At 43.8% G+C, this 20,714-nt stretch carries 16 protein-coding genes; 13 read left to right on the top strand and 3 right to left on the bottom strand.

The genetic code is table 11. The annotated features are described in order from the left end of the window. The first annotated feature begins 31 nt into the window (after positions 1–31). From ACAM39_RS10230 to coaE, 3 genes are read left to right on the top strand one after another with little or no spacing between them, the layout of a single operon-like run. Positions 32–1,255, top strand: coding sequence for a type II secretion system F family protein (locus ACAM39_RS10230; RefSeq protein WP_369627606.1), 1,224 nt, complete (start codon positions 32–34; stop codon positions 1,253–1,255). A gap of 5 nt (positions 1,256–1,260) precedes the next feature. Beyond that, a complete protein-coding gene (locus tag ACAM39_RS10225; protein WP_369627605.1) occupies positions 1,261–2,136 on the top strand; it encodes a prepilin peptidase in 876 nt (291 codons plus the stop codon). Then, complete coding sequence (coaE, locus tag ACAM39_RS10220; RefSeq protein ID WP_369627604.1) at positions 2,133–2,789, top strand: dephospho-CoA kinase; 657 nt, start codon at positions 2,133–2,135, stop codon at positions 2,787–2,789. The genes ACAM39_RS10225 and coaE overlap by 4 nt, the downstream gene beginning before the upstream one ends. 57 nt (positions 2,790–2,846) lie before the next feature. Here coaE and ACAM39_RS10215 read toward each other — a convergent pair whose 3' ends face one another. After that, positions 2,847–4,253: a nicotinate phosphoribosyltransferase gene (locus ACAM39_RS10215; protein WP_369627603.1), complete on the bottom strand. Its 1,407-nt coding sequence runs from the start codon at positions 4,251–4,253 to the stop codon at positions 2,847–2,849. Between the two features lie 69 nt (positions 4,254–4,322). Continuing rightward, the gene (locus ACAM39_RS10210) at positions 4,323–5,426 is read right to left on the bottom strand and encodes a bifunctional nicotinamide-nucleotide adenylyltransferase/Nudix hydroxylase (protein WP_369627602.1); all 1,104 of its coding nucleotides are present in this window, start codon (positions 5,424–5,426) and stop codon (positions 4,323–4,325) included. 298 nt (positions 5,427–5,724) lie between these two features. Between ACAM39_RS10210 and nfuA the strand changes: the two genes are divergently transcribed. Further along, on the top strand, positions 5,725–6,342 hold the full coding sequence (nfuA, locus tag ACAM39_RS10205) for a Fe-S biogenesis protein NfuA (RefSeq protein WP_309577721.1): 618 nt from the start codon (positions 5,725–5,727) through the stop codon (positions 6,340–6,342). 167 nt (positions 6,343–6,509) lie between these two features. Here nfuA and gltA read toward each other — a convergent pair whose 3' ends face one another. Beyond that, on the bottom strand, positions 6,510–7,796 hold the full coding sequence (gene gltA, locus ACAM39_RS10200) for a citrate synthase (protein WP_062332382.1): 1,287 nt from the start codon (positions 7,794–7,796) through the stop codon (positions 6,510–6,512). 762 nt (positions 7,797–8,558) lie between these two features. On the opposite strand from gltA, the gene sdhC reads away from it, so the two are divergent. The 9 genes from sdhC to sucD all read left to right on the top strand — a co-directional run bounded on the left by sdhC (position 8,559) and on the right by sucD (position 20,649). Next, entirely contained in the window at positions 8,559–8,948 is a 390-nt protein-coding gene (sdhC, locus tag ACAM39_RS10195; RefSeq protein ID WP_071586266.1) for a succinate dehydrogenase, cytochrome b556 subunit, read from the top strand. Then, a complete protein-coding gene (gene sdhD, locus ACAM39_RS10190) occupies positions 8,948–9,283 on the top strand; it encodes a succinate dehydrogenase, hydrophobic membrane anchor protein (RefSeq protein WP_369627601.1) in 336 nt (111 codons plus the stop codon). The genes sdhC and sdhD overlap by 1 nt, the downstream gene beginning before the upstream one ends. 97 nt (positions 9,284–9,380) lie before the next feature. Continuing rightward, on the top strand, positions 9,381–11,243 hold the full coding sequence (sdhA, locus tag ACAM39_RS10185; protein ID WP_177343775.1) for a succinate dehydrogenase flavoprotein subunit: 1,863 nt from the start codon (positions 9,381–9,383) through the stop codon (positions 11,241–11,243). A 76-nt stretch (positions 11,244–11,319) separates the two neighbouring features. Beyond that, entirely contained in the window at positions 11,320–12,030 is a 711-nt protein-coding gene (locus tag ACAM39_RS10180) for a succinate dehydrogenase iron-sulfur subunit (protein ID WP_007115066.1), read from the top strand. 426 nt (positions 12,031–12,456) lie between these two features. Further along, positions 12,457–15,399, top strand: coding sequence for a 2-oxoglutarate dehydrogenase E1 component (locus tag ACAM39_RS10175; RefSeq protein ID WP_369627600.1), 2,943 nt, complete (start codon positions 12,457–12,459; stop codon positions 15,397–15,399). Between the two features lie 140 nt (positions 15,400–15,539). Then, on the top strand, positions 15,540–16,775 hold the full coding sequence (gene odhB / locus ACAM39_RS10170) for a 2-oxoglutarate dehydrogenase complex dihydrolipoyllysine-residue succinyltransferase (protein ID WP_369627599.1): 1,236 nt from the start codon (positions 15,540–15,542) through the stop codon (positions 16,773–16,775). Positions 16,776–16,862: 87 nt separating this feature from the next. Beyond that, positions 16,863–18,311, top strand: coding sequence for a dihydrolipoyl dehydrogenase (gene lpdA, locus ACAM39_RS10165; protein WP_369627598.1), 1,449 nt, complete (start codon positions 16,863–16,865; stop codon positions 18,309–18,311). 172 nt (positions 18,312–18,483) lie between these two features. Next, entirely contained in the window at positions 18,484–19,659 is a 1,176-nt protein-coding gene (sucC, locus tag ACAM39_RS10160) for an ADP-forming succinate--CoA ligase subunit beta (protein WP_007115062.1), read from the top strand. Between the two features lie 87 nt (positions 19,660–19,746). Beyond that, positions 19,747–20,649, top strand: coding sequence for a succinate--CoA ligase subunit alpha (gene sucD, locus ACAM39_RS10155; RefSeq protein WP_369627597.1), 903 nt, complete (start codon positions 19,747–19,749; stop codon positions 20,647–20,649). Positions 20,650–20,714 lie beyond the last annotated feature (65 nt).

Here is a 20,714-nt window from a genome sequence, read left to right as displayed (position 1 = left end):
AGATTAGTTGAGATAGTAAGGGGTTAAGGGTATGGCAAAAGTCCAAACAGAAATGTTATTAGACTTTGTCTATGATGGGGTCAATCGCCGTGGTGAAAAAGTCAAAGGCGAAACCACCAGCCGCAATATTGAGCTGGCAAAGGCGCAACTACGCAAGCAAGGCATCAAAGTCAAGACGATTAAGAAAAAACCCAAGCCTATTTTTCAAATGAAAAAAAGCATCAAGGCAATTGATATTGCTATCTTTGTGCGGCAGTTGGCTACGATGATGAAAGCGGGCGTCCCCCTTACTCAGTCGTTTGAAATCGTTGCAGATGCGCTCGATAACCCCTCAATGAAAGAGTTGGTGCTTAGTGTCAAGTCAGAAGTGGAATCGGGGAGCACCTTTGCTGCAGCGCTGCGCAAACATCCCAGATATTTTGATGACCTATTTTGTTCATTAGTAGAGGCAGGTGAGCAATCAGGTGCGCTGGAAACCATGCTTGAGCGTGTCGCGACGTACAAAGAAAAAAGCGAGCTACTAAAAGCAAAAATTAAAAAAGCCTTGAAATACCCGATTGCGGTTATCGTGGTTGCGATTATCGTTACCATTATTTTACTTGTTAAAGTAGTACCAGTGTTTGCTGATTTATTCAATTCATTTGGCGCAGAGTTACCCGCGTTTACCCGAATGGTAGTCAATATGTCGGAGTGGATGCAAAAATGGTGGTGGTTATTGCTATTTAGCATTGCAGGTGCTGTTGTTGGCTTTTCTGAAGCTAAAAAACGTAGCAAGCCCTTTAATGATTTTTTAGACCGACTTACCTTAAAATTGCCAATCTTTGGCAATATTGCTTATCAAGCGGTGGTTGCCCGTTTTTCCCGCACCTTGTCTACCACTTTTGCGGCAGGTGTGCCGCTGATTGATGCGTTAGATTCAACTGCTGGGGCAACCAACAATGTGGTATTTTATAATGCCACGCAAAAAATCAAAGGTGATGTTGCGACGGGTCAACAGCTGCAGTTTTCGATGCGTTCTACTAATCTTTTCCCCAGTATGGTTATCCAAATGGTCGGTATTGGTGAGGAGTCAGGTAGTCTAGAGGAGATGCTTGATAAAGTGGCGACTTATTATGAAAACGAAGTGGATAACGCCGTAGACGGGTTAACAAGTCTGATGGAACCGATGATTATGGCGGTTTTGGGGGTGCTGGTAGGGGGTCTAGTGATTGCCATGTATCTACCAATTTTCCAAATGGGCTCGGTGGTGGGCTAACAATCATGGCATTGATTCTAGATTTTGTATTATTATTACAGCAGTCGCAATGGCTGACGTTGATTATCGTAGCTTTATTGGGATTATGTGTGGGCAGTTTTCTCAATGTGGTAATTTATCGCACGCCTTTGATGATGGAGCAGCAGTGGAAGAACGAATGCCAGCTATTGCTCCATCCAGAAACCATTGTTGACCATCATGAATCCATTACCTTAAGCCGTCCTGCTTCTCGTTGCCCGCATTGTGGGTACTCAATACGTTGGTTTGAAAATATGCCTGTTATTAGCTGGCTACTGCTAAAAGGGAAATGTAGTCAGTGTCATCACGCCATTGGTTATCGTTATCCGCTTGTAGAAATCATCACCGCTATTTTATCTGTACTGGTTGTTATGAAATTTGGTGTTACTTGGCAAGCGCTGGCAGGATTAGCACTCACATGGACATTAGTGGCTTTGACAGGCATTGATTTTGATACCCAATTGTTGCCTGACCGATTTACATTGCCGTTAGCGGGATTAGGCTTATTTGTCAATGCCTTTGGCTTGTTTGTCAGTCCCACAGCGGCTATTTTTGGCTATGTGTTTGGGTTTTTATGCTTGTGGATTGTCTATCAACTGTTTTTGCTGATTACGGGCAAGCACGGGATGGGGCATGGCGATTTTAAATTATTAGCGGCTTTGGGGGCTTGGCTAGGGCCTTTGATGCTACCGTTAATTGTGCTTTTATCTGCGTTTGTCGGCTCGGTTGTGGGTGTAATATTGATGAAGCGCTCAGGTGAGAGTAAACCTTTTGCTTTTGGACCTTATATCGCGATTGCTGGCATGATCGCACTGTTGTATGGGCAACCAATAATGTCGTGGTATCTAGGCAAAATGTCATGACGTCATATATGGGTCAGTTATCCGTGAATCAAGGAGGGGTTGTGATGTTGGTAGTTGGGCTTACAGGTGGCATCGGTAGTGGCAAATCACAAGTGAGCCGTTGGTTTGCTGAGCATGGAATTGTTATTATTGATGCCGATGTATTGGCACGTGAAGTCGTTGCCAAAGGTTCGCCAACGCTAAAAAAAATTGTCGCCAAATTTGGTGACTGGGTGATTGATGAGGCAGGTGAGCTTAATCGCCGTGCTATGCGAGAGCATGTATTTGGTAGTGTGCAAGCGTTAATGGATTTGGAACAAATCACCCATCCTGCCATTCGCAGCCGTGCCAAAGAATTACTAAGAGCTGCCCAGTCGCCCTATGTAATTTTGGTAGCACCCTTACTGTTAGAAGCCTCCGAAGCGGGGCTGGCCAATCTGTGTGAGCGAGTATTGGTGGTCGATAGTCATGAATCCTTGCAGATTGAGCGCGCCAGTCAACGCGATGGTCAAACACCTGAACGTATTCAAAACATCATGGCAAATCAACTGTCGCGTCATGACAGGCTCAGACAAGCCGATGACATAGTCGATAACAACGGTAGCTTAGACGATTTGTATTTAAAACTTGAACAGTTGCACCAAAAATATTTGGCAATGGCAGGGGTTAATTAGCGCTAAAGATAACAAGCCGTCTGATTAAGACGGCTGTTGAGATTGCGACAAGTTCAATTAAGATTTTACCGATGAGCGTTGACGAATCGCGGTTAGCGTATCATCAACTAGTAAATCACCGTTCAAAAATACATCTTGCAACAAATTATTTTGCTCGGCAAGCTCATCTTCACGCAGCGTCATATAACTACCCTGATGTTTGACCAAGGCTAAACGCCCGCGTTTGCTGCGTTTGCTCACACTGGTAATCGGGTCTTTATACACATCTCGCCAAAAACCGTCCACCCGTGCGCTGCTGGTTTTCATGGCAAAATTCAAGGTATCGCGGTTGACTTGTTGCAGTAGCCCGCCACCCATCCCAAAGGTGATATTATCACTACTAAAGCCTGCTTTAATCACTGCATCAATTATTTTACCCATGCTGGTGGGATTAATACCATCCCCTTGGATGAGTCGCACATAGCTAGGTAGTAGCTTATAGCCTTTTGAGTTGGTGGTAGTGCCAAATTTTGCTGCAAGGCGCTGCAGGGCTTCACGAACCACTTTAATCGGATCGCCACTATCAGGGCGAATGACCAACGTGCCGCCTGTTTGCGCCACTTTTTCTTTTAGCTCACCGCCCCAGATATTATCGATGGCATTCCATAAATCGTAGCTATCACTCACCACCGCAAAGGTTTTACCTTCACCACCAAATTTGGCAATCATATTGCCATAGGCGTCCGCTTCATGCTCACGTCCCCAAGTGGTCATGGTGCTATGCTCTGCTGCGGGAATGGAAAAAGCCGTCATGTCATTTTGCATACCATACCAACGATTGGCAGCCACAATCGCGCTTAAGGTATCCGTACCAGAAAAATTTACCAAGTGCGCAAGAGCGCCAAGCGCAGCCGATTCAAGGCTAGACACCCCACGGGCGCCAAAATCATGCAATTTAAACGGTAGATTATTTAAGTTATCAGCCGATTTTTCCAAGCCTGCTTTGATGATTTGCTTACAATAATAAGAAAGGCTTGCCACAGTGCTAGGATACCAAATAGCGCGCAATAGCGTGGTTTCGATATAGCTCGTCAACCAGTAAAACTCAGGGTCGGTATTCACTACCTGACACAATACTTGACCTGTTGGTACCACCATGCCTTCTGGTATCGCTTGAATGCGAAGCGGTAATAGACCGCCATGTTTGGCGACTAATTGTCGCCAGCCTGCTTCATTAAACGGTACGCCATGAGCAGCAAGTAGCACTTTGGCTTCATCTATATCAGCGTCGGTAATGGGTTTGGTCAAATACTGTTTTAAAAAAGCTTGTAGCCCAAAAAATAGCACATTTTCAAAGTTGCTATTGCCGCCACGCGCTTCAATATAGCTAGATACATACTCGGTATTTGGCGGGTATTGCAGCCAATGCGACGTCTTATAGCTGTCAGTATTTAAAATAAAATTGTCAAAACTTTGACTAAACATCACAGAACTCCTCTGGTGATTGCTTGCGCAGGTTAAAACCAAACCGTCTATCAGTTTGGCGGGAAAAAATCAGAGACCGACCATTTTACAAATAATGGCATAATGGTCTTCAAACAGTTTATCGGCTCTTAATTCAGCCAAGGGTAGCCAAAACGCTTTTTTGGCATCATCGCCACCTTTCACCGACGGTAAGCCTTTGGGATCGTTTTTGAGCACAAAGTAAAACGCTTGGGTGATGGTGCGACCACGAGCTGAGCGATACGGGTCATCAAAGGTGTGTTGACTATGGCGCGAGCCGCGCAGAACTGCTTCAGGTACTTTTAACCGAGTCTCTTCACGTAGCTCACGAATACAGGCGTCAAATAGCGTCTCTTTAGGGTCAATAAAGCCGCCAGGCAATGCCCATAGCCCTTGACCTGGCATGCCACGACGCTCCACCAATAAGATGTGTCCTGATTGAATGACCACGGCATCAACCGTCATAAAGGTGGGCGGGTAGGGGCTTGATTCCCATTGTTTTTTGTATTTATCAATGAAGCCAGCCTCTTCGTGTAGGCGCTTAAATGCTTCAGTCTTTTTAAATGCCTTCATGACATCGGCTGTCGATTGCGGTACCGTATCGGTTAACGGATCGGCACCCAGCAAAAAGCCTTCGCGAATTGGCGTGGCAGATAATTCATGGAAATTGGGCACAGCCACAGACTGCCAATTTGGAAAAAGTGACAAGTAATATGATGAGCTGTCTTTTGAATGTCCAATTAGACCAATATTGGCGTTTAAATCGCCGGTAACCGACTTGACGCACTGCTGCACATATTGAAGCCATTTTGTGTCATTGTATAAGGCATCATCCAAACCGACACAATGAATACGTTTGGCATCTTTTTTGTCAAAGGCGCCCAAAATCATCTGGCTACGTGCTTCGACGCTAAAGCTATTACGGATACTACTTGGTAAATTGGCAGAACCAATGAGCATAATCACATTCTCAGCAAGCTTTAATGCTTCATCGACAACCGATCTATGACCTAAATGAAACGGCTGAAAACGGCCGATAAATACCAAATAATCATATTGATAACCTTTTTTATTTTTGGGTGTGCTAAAACGCCCTTTATCTTCGGTAACGTCGTTTTTAGTAACCGTGATAGTGTCATTAGTGTTATTTGGCATGACGCAAACTCCTTGCGAATGATAACGCCCTCGGTCTATCCAATAGCGTTTTGGTGATAAAGTTCGGTGATAAAGCATGTTTTTTTAACTATCTTGCCTAAACTTTCAACCAATGCCAAGTTATTTTTGGTTAAAGATTTTTGGTTAAAGATAATGGCTAGACTCAATTTTTAGCTTGACTAAAAAATATTGTGACGACCCTTGATAAGCCAAACAACGACCCCCAATAAAATCCGAGTAAATTACTCAAGTTTATGCTAAAATATGGGTAAAAATTGATGACAAGTTAGGGTGACATATGAGCGATACAGAAAAAACCACAAATATCAAAATTACCGATTCAGCGCAAGGTTATCTGACTGAGTTGTTGGCAAAACAAAATACTGACGGCATCGGCGTACGTATTTTTGTTGAACATCCAGGCACGCCGCGAGCAGAATGCTGTATGTCATATAGCCAGCCAGATGAACACAATCCGGATGATTTAAAATTGGATTATGAGACATTCACCGCTTATATAGATACCCCGTCTATTCCTTATCTTCAAGATGCAGTGATTGATTACAATAAAGACCGTTTTGGCGGTCAATTGACATTTCGTGCGCCCAACTCAAAAGTGCCAAAACTGGGTGAAAATGCGAGCCTAGAGGAACGTATCAATTACGTGTTGTCTTCAGAAATCAATCCAAATCTAGCGGCGCATGGGGGTAACGTGCAATTGGTGGATTTGGTACATGAAGAAGGCGTTGGTATCACCGCCGTGCTCAAATTTGGCGGCGGCTGTCAAGGCTGCTCTGCAGTTGATATGACGCTAAAACAAGGGGTTGAAGTTTCGCTAAAACAGCAAATACCAGAATTAACCCAAGTGATTGATGAGACTGACCATACGTATACTGCCAATGCGTTTTATAAGTAAGGTGAAGAGATTAGCAAGTGATACTTAATTCAAGTGACACTTGATTAAAGAAAGGGTAATTCAAGAAAGGGCGTCATAAGACGTCCTTTTTTATTATTAAATTATTATTAAATTTTACTCAATAAAAAACCCAGTTGTGCACTGGGTTTTTGGTTTGACGTATTGGCTTAATCGCGGTCTTCAACAGCCACAAAATCACGCTGGGTATAGCCAGTATATAACTGACGTGGACGACCGATTTTGTAAGGTGCAGAGTGCATTTCTAACCAGTGACTAATCCAACCAGAAGTACGTGCTAAAGCAAAGATTACAGTAAACATAGAGGTTGGAATACCGATGGCTTTTAGGATGATACCTGAGTAGAAGTCAACATTTGGATATAGGTTACGCTCTTTAAAGTACGGGTCATTCAAGGCGATTTGTTCAAGCTTCATCGCAAGTTCAAGTTGTGGATCTTTGATGCCAAGCTCGCCCAATACTTCGTCACAAGTTTCCTTCATCACTTTGGCGCGTGGGTCAAAGTTTTTATAAACACGGTGACCAAAGCCCATTAATTTTACTTCTTTACGTTTTACTTTTTCCATGAATTCGTCAACGTTGTCTACGCTGCCGATTTCATCCAGCATTTTAAGTACAGCTTCGTTGGCACCACCGTGCGCAGGTCCCCATAGAGCCGCAATACCTGCCGCGATACAAGCGTATGGATTAGCGCCCGTAGAACCTGCTAGACGTACAGTTGACGTCGAGGCATTTTGTTCGTGGTCAGCATGTAAGGTAAAGATTTTGTCCATCGCTTTTGCAAGAATTGGATTGACTTTATAGTTAACATCCGCTGGGGTTGCAAACATCATGTGTAAGAAGTTTTCAGCGTAGTTTAAATCATTACGCGGATACATGAATGGTTGACCATTGCTGTATTTGTAGCACATGGCGGCGATGGTAGGGACTTTAGCAATCAAACGAATCGCAGTGATTTCACGATGGTCTTGTTTGCTTACATCAAGATTGTTGTGGTAGAACGCAGATAATGCACCCATCACACCGACCATAATCGCCATCGGATGTGCGTCACGGCGGAAACCTTCAAAGAAGCGACGTAATTGGTCATTTACCATTGAATGCTTACGAACTTTTTCATAGAAGTCAGCTTTTTGCTCAGCATTGGGTAATTCACCATGAATGAGTGCATACGCAACTTCTAAGTATTCTGCTTTATCAGCTAATTGGTCGATTGGGTAACCACGGTGTAATAAGATACCTTTGTCACCATCAATGAAGGTGATTTTTGATTCAGTGGAAGCGGTTGACATGAAACCTGGATCGTATGTCCAAAAACCAGCTTGGGGTACTGCCTTAATATCGAGTACAGGATCGCCTAATGTTCCTTCAATGATAGGAAGCTCATAGTCCTGGCCATTGACGTGCAAGGTTGCAATATTGTCTTTCTCTGACATAAAATCCTCTCAGACGTGTAAAAAAAAGAAGACCTATACTTGCTCAAATGCATTGGCGCAATGACAAGGATAGGTAACTGCCCAGCCACACAGAGACGTGCAGGGCGACTTTATTAATAGCGAAAAAATAGCGAAAACCCAAAACTAAAACATATCTATATTAACAGCATTTTTGCCAAAAATGAAAGTAAATTTACGCCTTACGCGTACAAACAGTTAGTTATAATTAATAGGAGTTAACTAAAACTATGCTCCATGCTTCCGACATTCTATCAACCCTTGATGCGGTTAAATATCTAGATAGGTAAGTAGCAAAACGCTGAATCTTATCAAATTATTTCTGAATTTTAAGGGTGTGCTACAGTGGTTTGATAAAAGATGGTTTTTTTTCTGTTTTTGTTTGTATTTGTAATCAAAGACTCTTATAATTATAAAAATTTTACTGGTGGCTAGCTTTGTATTATTAATATTTGCTAAACATAATTTACTTTTTAGCTTTGTGATTTAACAAAATTAAAAAGTAAGTTGTGGGTGGCTTTTTGTCGATTATTAGTTGGTAATTGTTTGATGCGATTAGGTTTGCGGCTAATAACTATCTATGTGAATAATCCAAAGTACGCTAGCTATTCCTTATCTTCGATTTACCTGTTATTTGACAGGCTATGTGATTCATCAAATCCTGCAAGTGATGTGAAGTTCGTGCTTGATATTTTGGATATTGGCATAGCGATAACACAGGTAAGTTATAACTGCGAATAAAGGATGCCCGCTGTGAAAAGCAACCGACCGATTGACCTTCCTTTAAGCCAAGTAATTAATGTTAATTCAAAAAACCCAATTGCTTTGGCTTCAATTACCCACCGTGTTTCTGGTGTGGTGCTATTTCTCTTAATTCCTGTGATGTTATGGATTTTTCAAACGTCGCTTGCCAGTGCTGAAGGCTTTGCAGATATTTTCACCAACCCATTGGTGAAGTTTTTGGCTTGGATCTTTGTGGCTGCATTAGGCTACCATTTTGTGATGGGTTTCAAACATTTATTTGCCGACATGGGCATGAATGAAGAATTAAACAGTGGTCGCACTGCGACATTCATTGGCTTTGTACTTGCAGCGCTTTGGGTTGTGGGTTCATTTGTATGGGTGATGTTCTAATGAAAAGTGCAACAGGTTTAACAGGCTCAGGCTCTCGCGATTGGGTGGTACAACGTATTAGTGCGGTTGTATTGGCAGTTTATTCATTGGTAATGTTGGGCTGGTTCTTAACCCACCAACCAACGTTTGCATTATGGCAAGGCTTTATGCTAAGCCTACCGATGCGCTTATTTACGCTATTGATGGTACTAGCATTAGTGGGTCATGCGTGGGTAGGGATGTGGACTGTATTAACAGACTACGTTAAGTCAAATGGTTTACGTTTTGTGCTGCAATCTGCCATGATTCTTGCAGTCTTGGTTTATTTATTTTGGGGCGTGATGATTTTCTTCTAAACATCCTGTTAGATAAATTTTGTTAACGTATTTATCGATTTTAACTTTATCGCTTTTTAAGCATTTATGGGGATAAAATCGAACCATCATTTAGGAAATTAAAGCAATGGCAACAAAACAAGACAACACCATTAGCAATATTCAAACCTTAACCTTCGATGCGGTTATCGTTGGTGGCGGTGGCTCTGGTATGCGTGCGTCGCTACAATTGGCGCGAGGCGGTATGAATGTTGCGGTATTAACCAAAGTGTTCCCAACGCGTTCTCACACGGTTGCTGCGCAAGGTGGTATTGGCGCAAGTTTGGGTAACATGAGTGATGATAACTGGCACTTTCACTTTTATGACACCATCAAAGGTTCTGACTGGTTAGGTGACCAAGACGCCATCGAGTATATGTGCCGCGAAGCACCAAAAGTGGTATATGAACTTGAGCATATGGGTATGCCATTTGACCGTAACGCGGACGGTACGATTTATCAGCGTCCATTTGGCGGACATACTGCCAACTACGGTGAAAAAGCGGTGCAACGTGCATGCGCGGCAGCTGACCGTACAGGTCATGCATTATTGCATACGCTATATCAAAAAAATCTTGAGCAAGGCACAGAGTTTTTTATCGAGTGGATTGCGCTTGATTTGGTCAAAGATAGCAAAGGCGACATTAACGGCGTTATCGCGCTGGAGCAAGAAACAGGTCGTGTTGCGGTATTCCAAGCGAAAACAACTGTGCTAGCAACGGGGGGTGCAGGTCGTATTTTCGCTGCGTCTACTAATGCCTTTATTAACACCGGTGACGGTCTCGGTATGGCAGTGCGTGCGGGTATTCCACTACAAGATATGGAATTTTGGCAATTTCACCCAACAGGTGTCGCAGGTGCGGGCGTATTATTGACCGAAGGTTGTCGTGGTGAAGGTGCGTTACTTCGCAATAAAGATGGCGAAGCTTTTATGGAGCGTTATGCGCCAACCCTAAAAGACTTGGCACCGCGTGACTTTGTGTCACGCTCAATGGACCAAGAGATCAAAGAAGGTCGTGGTTGTGGTCCACAGGGTGATTACGTGGTACTTGACATGACGCACCTAGGTGTGGATACCATCATGAAGCGTTTACCATCGGTTTATGAAATTGGTAAAAACTTCGCGAACGTTGACATTACCAAAGAGCCAATCCCAGTTGTACCGACTATCCATTACCAAATGGGCGGTATCCCAACCAATATTCATGGTCAGGTTGTCATGCCAGATCTTGAGGCGGGTACGGATGCGGAAGGTTTATACGCCCAGCAAAAAATCGTGAAAGGCTTATATGCGATTGGTGAATGTTCATGTGTATCGGTTCACGGCGCCAACCGTCTAGGTACTAACTCATTACTCGACTTGGTAGTATTTGGTCGTGCAGCGGGTCAACATATCATTGATGAGTTCCACGCCGCTGACCGTCATGACTATGAGCCATTATCACCGCGTGTTCTTGACAAAACCTTGGCGCGTTTAAATGTGTTACAGCAATCTACGCAAGGTCTCAATGCGCAAGATGTGGCTGACGAAATCCGCCGTACCATGCAGCAACACGCAGGTGTATTCCGTACCCAAGCGTCCATGAATGAAGGTGTACAAAAAATCTTGGCACTTGAAAGCCAGGTCAATAGTCTTCACCTAGCTGATAAATCGCAAGTGTTTAATACCGCACGTATTGAAGCGCTTGAAGTGGCGAACCTCTATGAAGTTGCCAAAGCGACAATGATTTCAGCTTCACTGCGTCAAGAATGTCGTGGCGCACACACTGTCGTTGACTACGAACGCGCGGCAGATGATGCGTATGCCCCGCTTGGTCGTAATGACCACGAATGGATGAAACATACCCTTTGGTTCTCTGAAGGTAACCGTGTTATCTACAAACCTGTTCGTAAGAGCCCACTGACGGTAGACTATGTTGAGCCAAAAGTACGTACATTCTAATTAATATTTTTTGGTCTTTGCAGACTGTTGTAAAGACCCTATAAACCAATACCATAAACGTGTGGAGTTTAGCATTATGAGCAGAGGTACTCGCACCATCGAGATTTTCCGCTACGATCCAGATAAAGACGCAGCACCCCGTATGCAGACATACCAAATTGAGCTTTTAGACTCTGACCGTATGTTATTAGACGTACTTGTCCGTTTGAAAAAAATGGACGAAACCATCAGTTTCCGCCGTTCGTGCCGTGAAGGTATTTGTGGCTCTGACGGTATGAACATCAATGGTAAAAACGGTCTATCATGTCTTATCAACATGAACACGCTACCACAAAAAATTACTTTACGTCCGCTACCTGGTTTACCTGTCGTGCGCGACTTAGTGGTAGATATGAATCAATTCTATGAGCAGTATGAAAAAGTTCATCCGTACTTGATTAATGACCAGCCAGCGCCACCGACTGAACGTCTACAATCACCTGAAGACCGCGAAAAGTTAAACGGTCTATATGAATGTATTCTATGTGCGTGTTGTTCAACCAGCTGTCCATCATTCTGGTGGAACCCAGACAAGTTCTTAGGTCCATCTGCGTTGTTGAATGGCTACCGCTTTGTGGCAGATAGCCGTGATACTAGCACACAGGAGCGTTTAGCACGTTTGGACGACCCATTTAGCTTGTTCCGTTGCCGTGGCATCATGAACTGTGTATCGGTTTGTCCAAAAGGCTTGAATCCTACCAAAGCGATTGGTCACTTACGTAACATGCTGTTAGACCAAGCCGGTTAGTACCAAAGTTTGGTGACAAAAAAGCTCTGTATCGACAGGGCTTTTTTTATTGGGATGTGATAAATTCATAGTAATTGGCTATCTATTAATGAAAGTAATAAATGATATCCAAATATCATAATATTTTTTATACCTTTTCAGCCTAATGAATGAGATAAATTATCATTAATTTTGTATAATATACGATAGGTATCTATAGGGAATATTCATTTAGGTTTTCTAAGGAAGGAAAAAACTAACTTTCACATTACTCTTCTTTTACTGCCATTTGATAGCCATTTCTCCACACGCCAAGCCGCGTGAATCGCTATATTTAGTAAATGAATGGTAACTATTACCTTAACAAAATTTTTTGTTAATTATAAAAATGCTAGGCTATTCCCTAAAATTTTATTTCCACCTTTAAATACTACAGTAGAAAGAATCATGGCTAACCAAAACCAAACTTCTGTCTCATCTGCTCAGTTTACCGAACTGTCAGCAGATAACGCAGTCTATCTTGAATCACTCTATGAACAGTATCTTCAAGATCCACAAAGCGTTGATGAAAAATACATTCCTTACTTTGCGCAGTTTGCCAAAGATGATGATAAAAACGCCCTTCATCATACTATCCAAGACCAATTTTTGCTATTAGCTCGCAACACCACTGCCCACAAAGTTACCGGTCAATCAGCTGCAGGCGCCGTCAGCCCTTCTGAAATTCGCGAATTTGCGGACAACCAAATGGGCGTGCAAAAACTGATTACCAGTTATCGCCGTCGTGGGCATCGTATTGCTAATCTAGATCCCTTAGGACTGATGCCACGTCCAGAAGTTGAAGAGTTGACTTTAGCTTACTACGGTCTTTCTGAAGCGGATTTAGACACTGTTTACCCTGTCAGCGACCTAAATATCGGTAAAGACAAAGCCACACTGCGTGAAATCATTCAAGTGTTAGAGCGAGTTTATTGTAGCAGCATCGGTGCAGAATATTTCCATGTGACCACCGCCAAAGAAAAACGCTGGATTGAAAAATACCTAGAACAAAATCTTGGCTATGTCAAATTTGACAATGAAAAACGTAAATCTATCCTTGAGCGTTTGACAGCAGCGGAAGGGTTAGAAAAATACTTAGCGCGTAAATACACGGGTGTAAAACGTTTTGGTCTTGAGGGTGGTGAAAGCTTTATCCCGATGGTCAATGAGATAATTCAGCGTGCAGGTGAAAACGGAACCAAAGAAATGGTTATCGGTATGGCGCACCGTGGACGTTTAAACTTATTAGTAAATATCTTAGGTAAAAACCCTAAAGATTTGTTTGATGAGTTTGATGGTAAAAAACAACCGACCGTGGGTTCAGGTGACGTAAAATACCACAATGGTTATTCATCTAACGTAATGACACCGGGCGGCGAAGCACACTTGGCGTTGGCATTTAACCCCTCGCATCTTGAGATTGTATCACCTGTATTGATTGGATCAGTGCGTGCCCGCCAAGTACGCCGTCAAGATAAAACCGGTGATGCCGTTTTGCCAATCGTGGTACACGGTGACGCCGCGTTCGCCGGTCAAGGTGTCAACCAAGAAACTTTCCAAATGTCACAAACCCGTGCCTACTCAACAGGTGGTACGCTGCATATTATTATCAATAACCAAGTGGGTTTTACCACTAGCCGCTTAGAGGATGCGCGTTCAACTGAATATTGTACCGACATTGCCAAAATGGTACACGCACCGATTTTTCATGTAAACGGTGACGATCCAGAAGCGGTAGTATTTATGGCGCAGCTTGCCCATGACTATCGCCAAACTTTCCATAAAGATATCGTGATTGATATGTACTGTTACCGTCGTAACGGTCACAATGAAGCGGATGAACCTTCAGCCACTCAGCCACTTATGTATTCGGTGATCAAAAAACTGCCAAGTACTCGTGAGTTATTTGCCAATAAATTGGTTGCCGAAAACGTTATTAGCAAAGCAGAAGCTGTGGCATTTGAAGATGACTACCGTGAGTCACTCGATAAAGGCGAATATGTTGCTAGCGCACTCGTGCGTGAGCCAAATAAAACGCTGTATGTAGATTGGACACCTTATATTGGGCATAAGCTTGAAGACAATTGGGATACGGGCGTTGATATCAATCAATTAAAAGCGTATGGCGAAAAAATGGCGCAAATTCCGGAAGGCTATGAGCTACAACGCCAAGTGCAAAAAGTGGTTGAACAACGTAAAGCCATGCAAACCGGCCAAGAGCCATTGAACTGGGGCGCGGCAGAGACCTTGGCTTATGCGTCACTGGTCGAAGAAGGCTACCCTGTGCGTATCACGGGTGAAGACGTGGGTCGTGGTACTTTCTCACATCGCCATTCAGAACTGTTCAACATGAAAGACGGCAGTATGTATGTACCGCTTGCCAACATGAGCCCTAACCAAGCACGTTTTGACACCTTTAACTCATTGTTGTCAGAAGAAGCAGTGTTGGCGTTTGAATATGGTTACGCAACGACAGTACCCAATGCGCTAGTGATTTGGGAAGCGCAGTTTGGTGACTTTGTCAATGGGGCACAAGTGGTTATTGACCAATTTATTTCTTCAGGTGAAACCAAATGGCAACGTCTATGTGGTCTGACCATGCTGTTACCACACGGCTATGAAGGTCAAGGTCCTGAGCACTCATCAGCGCGCCTAGAGCGTTTTTTGCAGCTATGTGCCGAAGACAACATGCAAGTAATTACGCCGACAACCCCGGCACAGATTTTCCATGCCCTGCGTCGTCAAGTGGTTCGGCCAGCGCGTAAACCGCTGATTGTGATGTCACCAAAATCACTGCTACGTCATAAATTGGCAGTGTCAACGCTTGAAGAGCTTGCGCAAGGTCAGTTCCAAACCGTGATTCCAGAGATTGACCAACTTGATAATAACCAAGTGACGCGTTTAGTGTTGTGTGGCGGTAAGGTATATTATGACTTGCTTGAAAAACGTCGTGAATTGGGTCTCAATCACGTGGCGATTGTGCGTATCGAGCAGCTTTATCCATTACCTGAAGCACGTATTTTGGAAGAAGTGGCAAAATATCCAAACCTTGAAGGTATTGTTTGGACACAAGAAGAGCCACGTAACCAAGGCGCTTGGTACTATCTAGCACCGCACTTATTCCGTTTGATCGCACCGCCAAAACCAGCGACTCGTCCGACCAAAGCCTACTTGCTTGAGCCAGTAGCTCGCCCTTCATCAGCAGCACCTGCTGCAGGTTCGATGCAAATGCACGTTGCCCAACAACAAAAAGTTATCAACGAAGCATTGGGTTTGCCAAAGAATGAAGATTCAACCGAAGATAAGCTAGAAGCTAAAGCGGAAATCGCAGAAAAGCAAGCGACTGACTAAGCGTTTTAAAGGATTAGTACCCAATAGATGCGTACTAATCCTTCTTGTTTTTTGGTATAGGCAATTGCGCCGAGTGCTAAGACAACAATGAATTTAACCCATTAAAAATGAAAGAATGTGAAATTAACTAGGAGTTTTCCATGAGTGAGATTAAAGTCCCCGTTTTCCCAGAATCCGTTGCTGACGGTACAATTGTTGCTTGGAATTTTAATGAAGGCGACCAAGTAAGCCGTGACGCTGTATTGTGTGAAATCGAAACCGATAAAGTTGTGATGGAAGTGGTAGCACAAGCTGACGGCGTGCTTAGCAAAATTCTCAAACAAGTTGATGACACAGTGCTTTCTGCTGAAGTCATCGGTGAGCTGACTGAAGGCGCAACCGCGGCTGCACCAGCAAGCCAACCTTCTGAAACCCAAGCACCGGCTGCCCAAGCTGAAGCCGCGCCTGCAGCTGCACAACAAGCGCCTACCGCTCAAGCGACTGCTGAAGCAGATTATAAAGACCAAAGCCCAGCGGTTCGTAAAGCAGCGAATACCACAGGCGTTAATCCTGCAGACGTTGAAGGTTCAGGCCGTGGCGGTCGTGTCACCAAAGAAGACATGGCAAACCCAACCTTAAAAGCCAACAATGCAATTAAAGCAGACAACGGTCAAGTGGTCGCCAATGCAGTCGGTCAACGTGCAGACAAACGTGTGCCAATGACGCGTTTACGCGCCCGTGTTGCTGAGCGTCTGTTAGCCGCTACCCAAGAAACTGCAATGTTGACGACATTTAATGAAGTGAACATGAAACCCATCATGGACTTACGTAGTGAGTTCAAAGAGCGTTTTGAAAAACGTCACGGTGTAAAACTAGGCTTTATGTCATTGTTTGTAAAAGCCGCCACTGAAGCGTTAAAACGTTTCCCAGCGGTAAATGCCTCTATTGATGGCAGCGATATCGTTTATCATGGTTATTATGATGTAGGTGTTGCGGTATCGAGCGACCGTGGTCTTGTGGTGCCGGTATTACGTGACACTGACCAAATGGGTATGGCAGATATCGAACGTGCGATTGGTAACTATGCATCAAAAGCGCGTGAAGGTAAATTAGGCATTGAAGACATGACGGGTGGTACTTTCACCATTACCAATGGTGGTGTATTTGGCTCATTGATGTCAACCCCAATCATCAATCCACCACAAACAGCGATTTTGGGTATGCATGCGACAAAAGAACGCCCAATGGCTGTTAATGGCGAAGTGGTAATTCTACCAATGATGTACTTGGCATTGTCGTATGACCACCGTTTAATTGACGGTAAAGAAGCTGTACAATTCTTGGTCACTATCAAAGAATTGGTTGAAAACCCAGCGATGCTACTTCTCGATTTATAATGAAAAAAGCCTGTATTGGCAAAGGTTGATACAGGCTTTTTTGTTTAACAACTTTAACAATAACAACTCAAATTTTTGGTGAAGATTATGAAAGAAAGCTATGATTTGGTAATTATCGGTGGTGGCCCTGGTGGCTATGAAGCAGCTATCCGTGCAGGCCAATTAGGTATGAGCGTGGCTTGTATCGAAAAACGTATTAATAAAGGTGAGCCAGCGTTAGGCGGTACCTGTTTGAATGTCGGTTGTATTCCTTCAAAAGCATTACTAGACAGTTCACATCGTTATGAAGCAACCAAGCATGACTTAGCCGACCACGGTATCACCACAGGTGAAGTGGCGATTGACATCAGCAAAATGTTAAGTCGTAAAGACGCTATCGTTAAACAATTAACCGGTGGTGTGGCTGCGTTATTAAAAGGTAACGGTGCTGACTGGCTACAAGGTACAGGTAAATTACTTGATGGTAGAGGTGCGGCTAAACAAGTTGAATTCACCCCATTAGATGGTTCTGCGCCTACAACTATTACCGCTAAAAATGTGATTTTAGCGTCTGGTTCTGTGCCCATTGATATCCCTGTTGCCCCGATTGATAACGAATATATCGTTGATTCAACCGGTGCCTTAGACTTTACCGAAGTACCCGCACGTCTAGGCGTCATTGGCGGTGGTGTGATTGGTCTTGAACTGGGTTCGGTATGGCGCCGTTTAGGTAGTGAAGTCGTGGTATTTGAAGCCATGCCAGAATTTTTAGCAGCGGCTGACAAAGCCGTGAGCAAAGAAGCGGCAAAACTACTAAAAGCCCAAGGCATGGATATCCGTATTGATACCAAAGTCACTCAGGCTCAAGTAGAAAACGGTCAGGTAGTGGTATCGTTTGACGCAAAAGGTCAAGCAGGACAAGAAACCTTCGATAAACTCATCGTTTGTGTGGGTCGCCGTGCTTATAAAGAAAACCTGCTTGGTGAAAATTCAGGGGTAGAGCTTACTGAACGTGGTTTAGTAGCGGTGAATGATTTCTGTCAAACCAACCTTGATGGCGTCTATGCAATCGGTGACTTGGTGCGTGGTCCAATGCTAGCACACAAAGCGATGGAAGAAGGCATGATGGCAGTGGAACGCATTCATGGTGAAAAAGTTCAAGTCAATTATGACACCATTATTAGCGTGATTTACACACACCCAGAAATTGCATGGGTGGGCTTGACTGAAGAACAAGCCAAAGAGAAAGGTCATGAAGTCAAAACAGGTCAATTCAGCCTAGCGGCCAATGGCCGTGCGTTAGCCGCTGGTGAAGGCCAAGGCTTCATCAAAGTGGTCGCCGATGCCAAAACGGATCGTTTACTGGGTATGCATGTCGTGTCAGCGGGTGCAGGCGATATCGTTCATCAAGGCATGATTGCGATGGAATTTGTGTCAAGTATTGAAGACTTGCAGTTGATGACGTTTGCTCACCCAACCATTTCTGAAGCAGTACATGAGGCGGTGCTATCAGCGGATGGTCGTGCGATTCATGCGATTCAACGTAAGCGCAAATAACCCAGTTCTAAGTAACTTAGTTTACAAGTAAATGGGCTAATTAGTTTATGGGTCAATAGTTTGGATAAAGTAGGTGAGCTAACTAGATTATCAAACATGTTAGCTCACTGTTGAACACAATATTCAAAAATAATTTTAAAACAATGTAAACCAAAACCGAGAGGATAAATTCATGAATTTACATGAGTATCAAGCCAAAGAATTATTAAAAAGCTATGGATTGCCAGTACAAGAAGGTATCATCGCTAAAAATGGCGACGAAGCCGCCGCAGCGTTTGACAAAATGGCAGGCAACGCCGGTGCCGTGGTTGTTAAAGCCCAAGTACATGCCGGTGGGCGTGGTAAAGCGGGTGGCGTAAAAATCGCTAAAACGCGTGAAGAAGCCAAACAAATTGCTGAAGAATTGATTGGTAAAAACTTGGTAACTTACCAAACTGACGCCAACGGTCAACCTGTTAACAGCGTACTTATCGCCGAAGACATGTATCCAATCGCAACTGAATTGTACTTAGGTGCAGTCGTAGACCGTTCAGCCCGTCGTGTGGTATTCATGGCGTCAACTGAAGGCGGTGTTGAAATTGAAAAAGTTGCCGAAGAAACCCCAGAAAAAATCTTGAAAGTAGAAGTTGACCCACTGGTAGGCTTACAACCTAGCCAAGCTCGTGAAGTGGCTTTCAAACTAGGTCTAAAAGACAAGCAAATCAACGAATTTGCCAAATTGATGACAGGGGCTTATAAAGCCTTTACGGAAAATGACTTTGCGTTGTTTGAAATCAATCCATTAGCGGTTCGTAAATCTGGCGAATTAGCCTGTGTTGACGCCAAAATCGGTATCGACTCAAATGCCCTTTATCGTCTACCAAAAGTCGCTGAACAACGTGACAAATCACAAGAAAATGAGCGTGAATTAAAAGCCTCAGAATTTGACCTAAACTATGTTGCGCTTGAAGGTAACATCGGCTGTATGGTGAATGGCGCCGGTCTTGCAATGGCAACCATGGACATCATCAAACTATATGGCGGTCAACCTGCTAACTTCCTAGATGTAGGCGGCGGTGCGACCAAAGAACGTGTGGTTGAAGCGTTCAAATTGATTCTTGAAGACAAATCAGTCCAAGGCGTACTCATCAATATTTTCGGTGGTATCGTACGTTGTGACATGATTGCTGAAGCAATTATCGAAGCGGTGAAAGAAGTTAACGTCACCGTACCTGTGGTTGTGCGTCTTGAAGGTAACAACGCTGAAAAAGGTGCGCAAATCCTACGTGATTCAGGTCTTAAATTAATTCCTGCTGAAGGTCTTTCTGAAGCCGGTCAAAAAATTGTTGATGCGGTTAATAATGCCTAATGAAGAAAGTATAGGTATGAGCGAGTAGGGCTATGTGCCCTACTGGTTAATCGTTTAAATCAAACATAAAAAGTAAAAGGAAAAACAATGAGCGTATTAGTTGGAAAAGACACTAAAGTATTAGTGCAAGGTTTCACAGGTAAAAACGGTACTCTACACTCAGAGCAATCAATTGCTTATGGTACCAACATCGTTGGCGGTGTTACCCCAGGTAAAGGCGGTACAACCCACCTTGATCGTCCAGTATTCGATACCATGGATGAAGCAGTAACAGCAACGGGTGCCAATGCCTCGGTTATCTTTGTACCAGCACCATTTGTATTGGACTCAATCGTTGAAGCGATTAACTCTGGCGTAAAATTGATTGTAGTCATCACCGAAGGCGTACCTACACTAGATATGCTAAAAGCCAAACGTTACCTAGAAAACGTCAACGCTGACCTACAAGCCAAGGGCGAAGAAATCATCCGTATGGTAGGTCCAAACTGTCCAGGCGTCATCAGCCCAGGTAAATGCAAAATCGGTATCATGCCAGGTCACATTCACCAAGAAGGTAAAGTCGGTATCATCTCACGTTCTGGTACATTGACTTATGAAGCGGTGGCTCAAACCACTAAACTTGGCTTTGGTCAATCAACCTGTATCGGTATCGGTGGTGACCCAATCCCAGGTATGAACCAAATCGACGCATTGAAATTGCTTCAAGATGACCCACAAACCGAAGCGATTGTATTGATCGGTGAAATCGGTGGTACGGCTGAAGAAGAAGCGGCTGCATACGTCAAAGACCACGTGACTAAACCCGTTATTGGTTATATCGCAGGTGTCACAGCACCAAAAGGTAAACGTATGGGACATGCCGGTGCGATTATCTCAGGTGGTAAAGGTACAGCGGAAGAAAAATTCAAAGCCTTTGAAGAGGCTGGTATTGCTTATACCCGTGACCCTTCAAAAATCGGTGAAAAAGTAAAAGAAGCCACTGGTTGGTAATCATCCGCTATTTTGACTAATCAAGAGCAGATAATCATTGGGTTATCTGCTTTTTTATTATCCGC

It is taken from the genome of Moraxella sp. K02, from assembly GCF_041154755.1.
Classification (GTDB): Bacteria; Pseudomonadota; Gammaproteobacteria; order Pseudomonadales; family Moraxellaceae; genus Faucicola.
Note: the sequence above shows the minus strand (reverse complement) of the source record. Positions and strands in the feature narration are given on the sequence as shown.

What these genes read in the sequence shown, in the direction of transcription:
- nfuA (WP_309577721.1), top strand. Translation starts at nt 5,725, where the DNA reads ATGAGCGATACAGAAAAAACCACAAATATCAAAATTACCGATTCAGCG.
- ACAM39_RS10230 (WP_369627606.1), top strand. Translation starts at nt 32, where the DNA reads ATGGCAAAAGTCCAAACAGAAATGTTATTAGACTTTGTCTATGATGGG.
- odhB (WP_369627599.1), top strand. Translation starts at nt 15,540, where the DNA reads ATGAGTGAGATTAAAGTCCCCGTTTTCCCAGAATCCGTTGCTGACGGT.
- ACAM39_RS10215 (WP_369627603.1), bottom strand. Translation starts at nt 4,253, where the DNA reads ATGTTTAGTCAAAGTTTTGACAATTTTATTTTAAATACTGACAGCTAT.
- gltA (WP_062332382.1), bottom strand. Translation starts at nt 7,796, where the DNA reads ATGTCAGAGAAAGACAATATTGCAACCTTGCACGTCAATGGCCAGGAC.
- lpdA (WP_369627598.1), top strand. Translation starts at nt 16,863, where the DNA reads ATGAAAGAAAGCTATGATTTGGTAATTATCGGTGGTGGCCCTGGTGGC.
- coaE (WP_369627604.1), top strand. Translation starts at nt 2,133, where the DNA reads ATGACGTCATATATGGGTCAGTTATCCGTGAATCAAGGAGGGGTTGTG.
- ACAM39_RS10180 (WP_007115066.1), top strand. Translation starts at nt 11,320, where the DNA reads ATGAGCAGAGGTACTCGCACCATCGAGATTTTCCGCTACGATCCAGAT.
- sucC (WP_007115062.1), top strand. Translation starts at nt 18,484, where the DNA reads ATGAATTTACATGAGTATCAAGCCAAAGAATTATTAAAAAGCTATGGA.
- sdhC (WP_071586266.1), top strand. Translation starts at nt 8,559, where the DNA reads ATGCCCGCTGTGAAAAGCAACCGACCGATTGACCTTCCTTTAAGCCAA.
- ACAM39_RS10225 (WP_369627605.1), top strand. Translation starts at nt 1,261, where the DNA reads ATGGCATTGATTCTAGATTTTGTATTATTATTACAGCAGTCGCAATGG.
- ACAM39_RS10175 (WP_369627600.1), top strand. Translation starts at nt 12,457, where the DNA reads ATGGCTAACCAAAACCAAACTTCTGTCTCATCTGCTCAGTTTACCGAA.
- sucD (WP_369627597.1), top strand. Translation starts at nt 19,747, where the DNA reads ATGAGCGTATTAGTTGGAAAAGACACTAAAGTATTAGTGCAAGGTTTC.
- sdhD (WP_369627601.1), top strand. Translation starts at nt 8,948, where the DNA reads ATGAAAAGTGCAACAGGTTTAACAGGCTCAGGCTCTCGCGATTGGGTG.
- ACAM39_RS10210 (WP_369627602.1), bottom strand. Translation starts at nt 5,426, where the DNA reads ATGCCAAATAACACTAATGACACTATCACGGTTACTAAAAACGACGTT.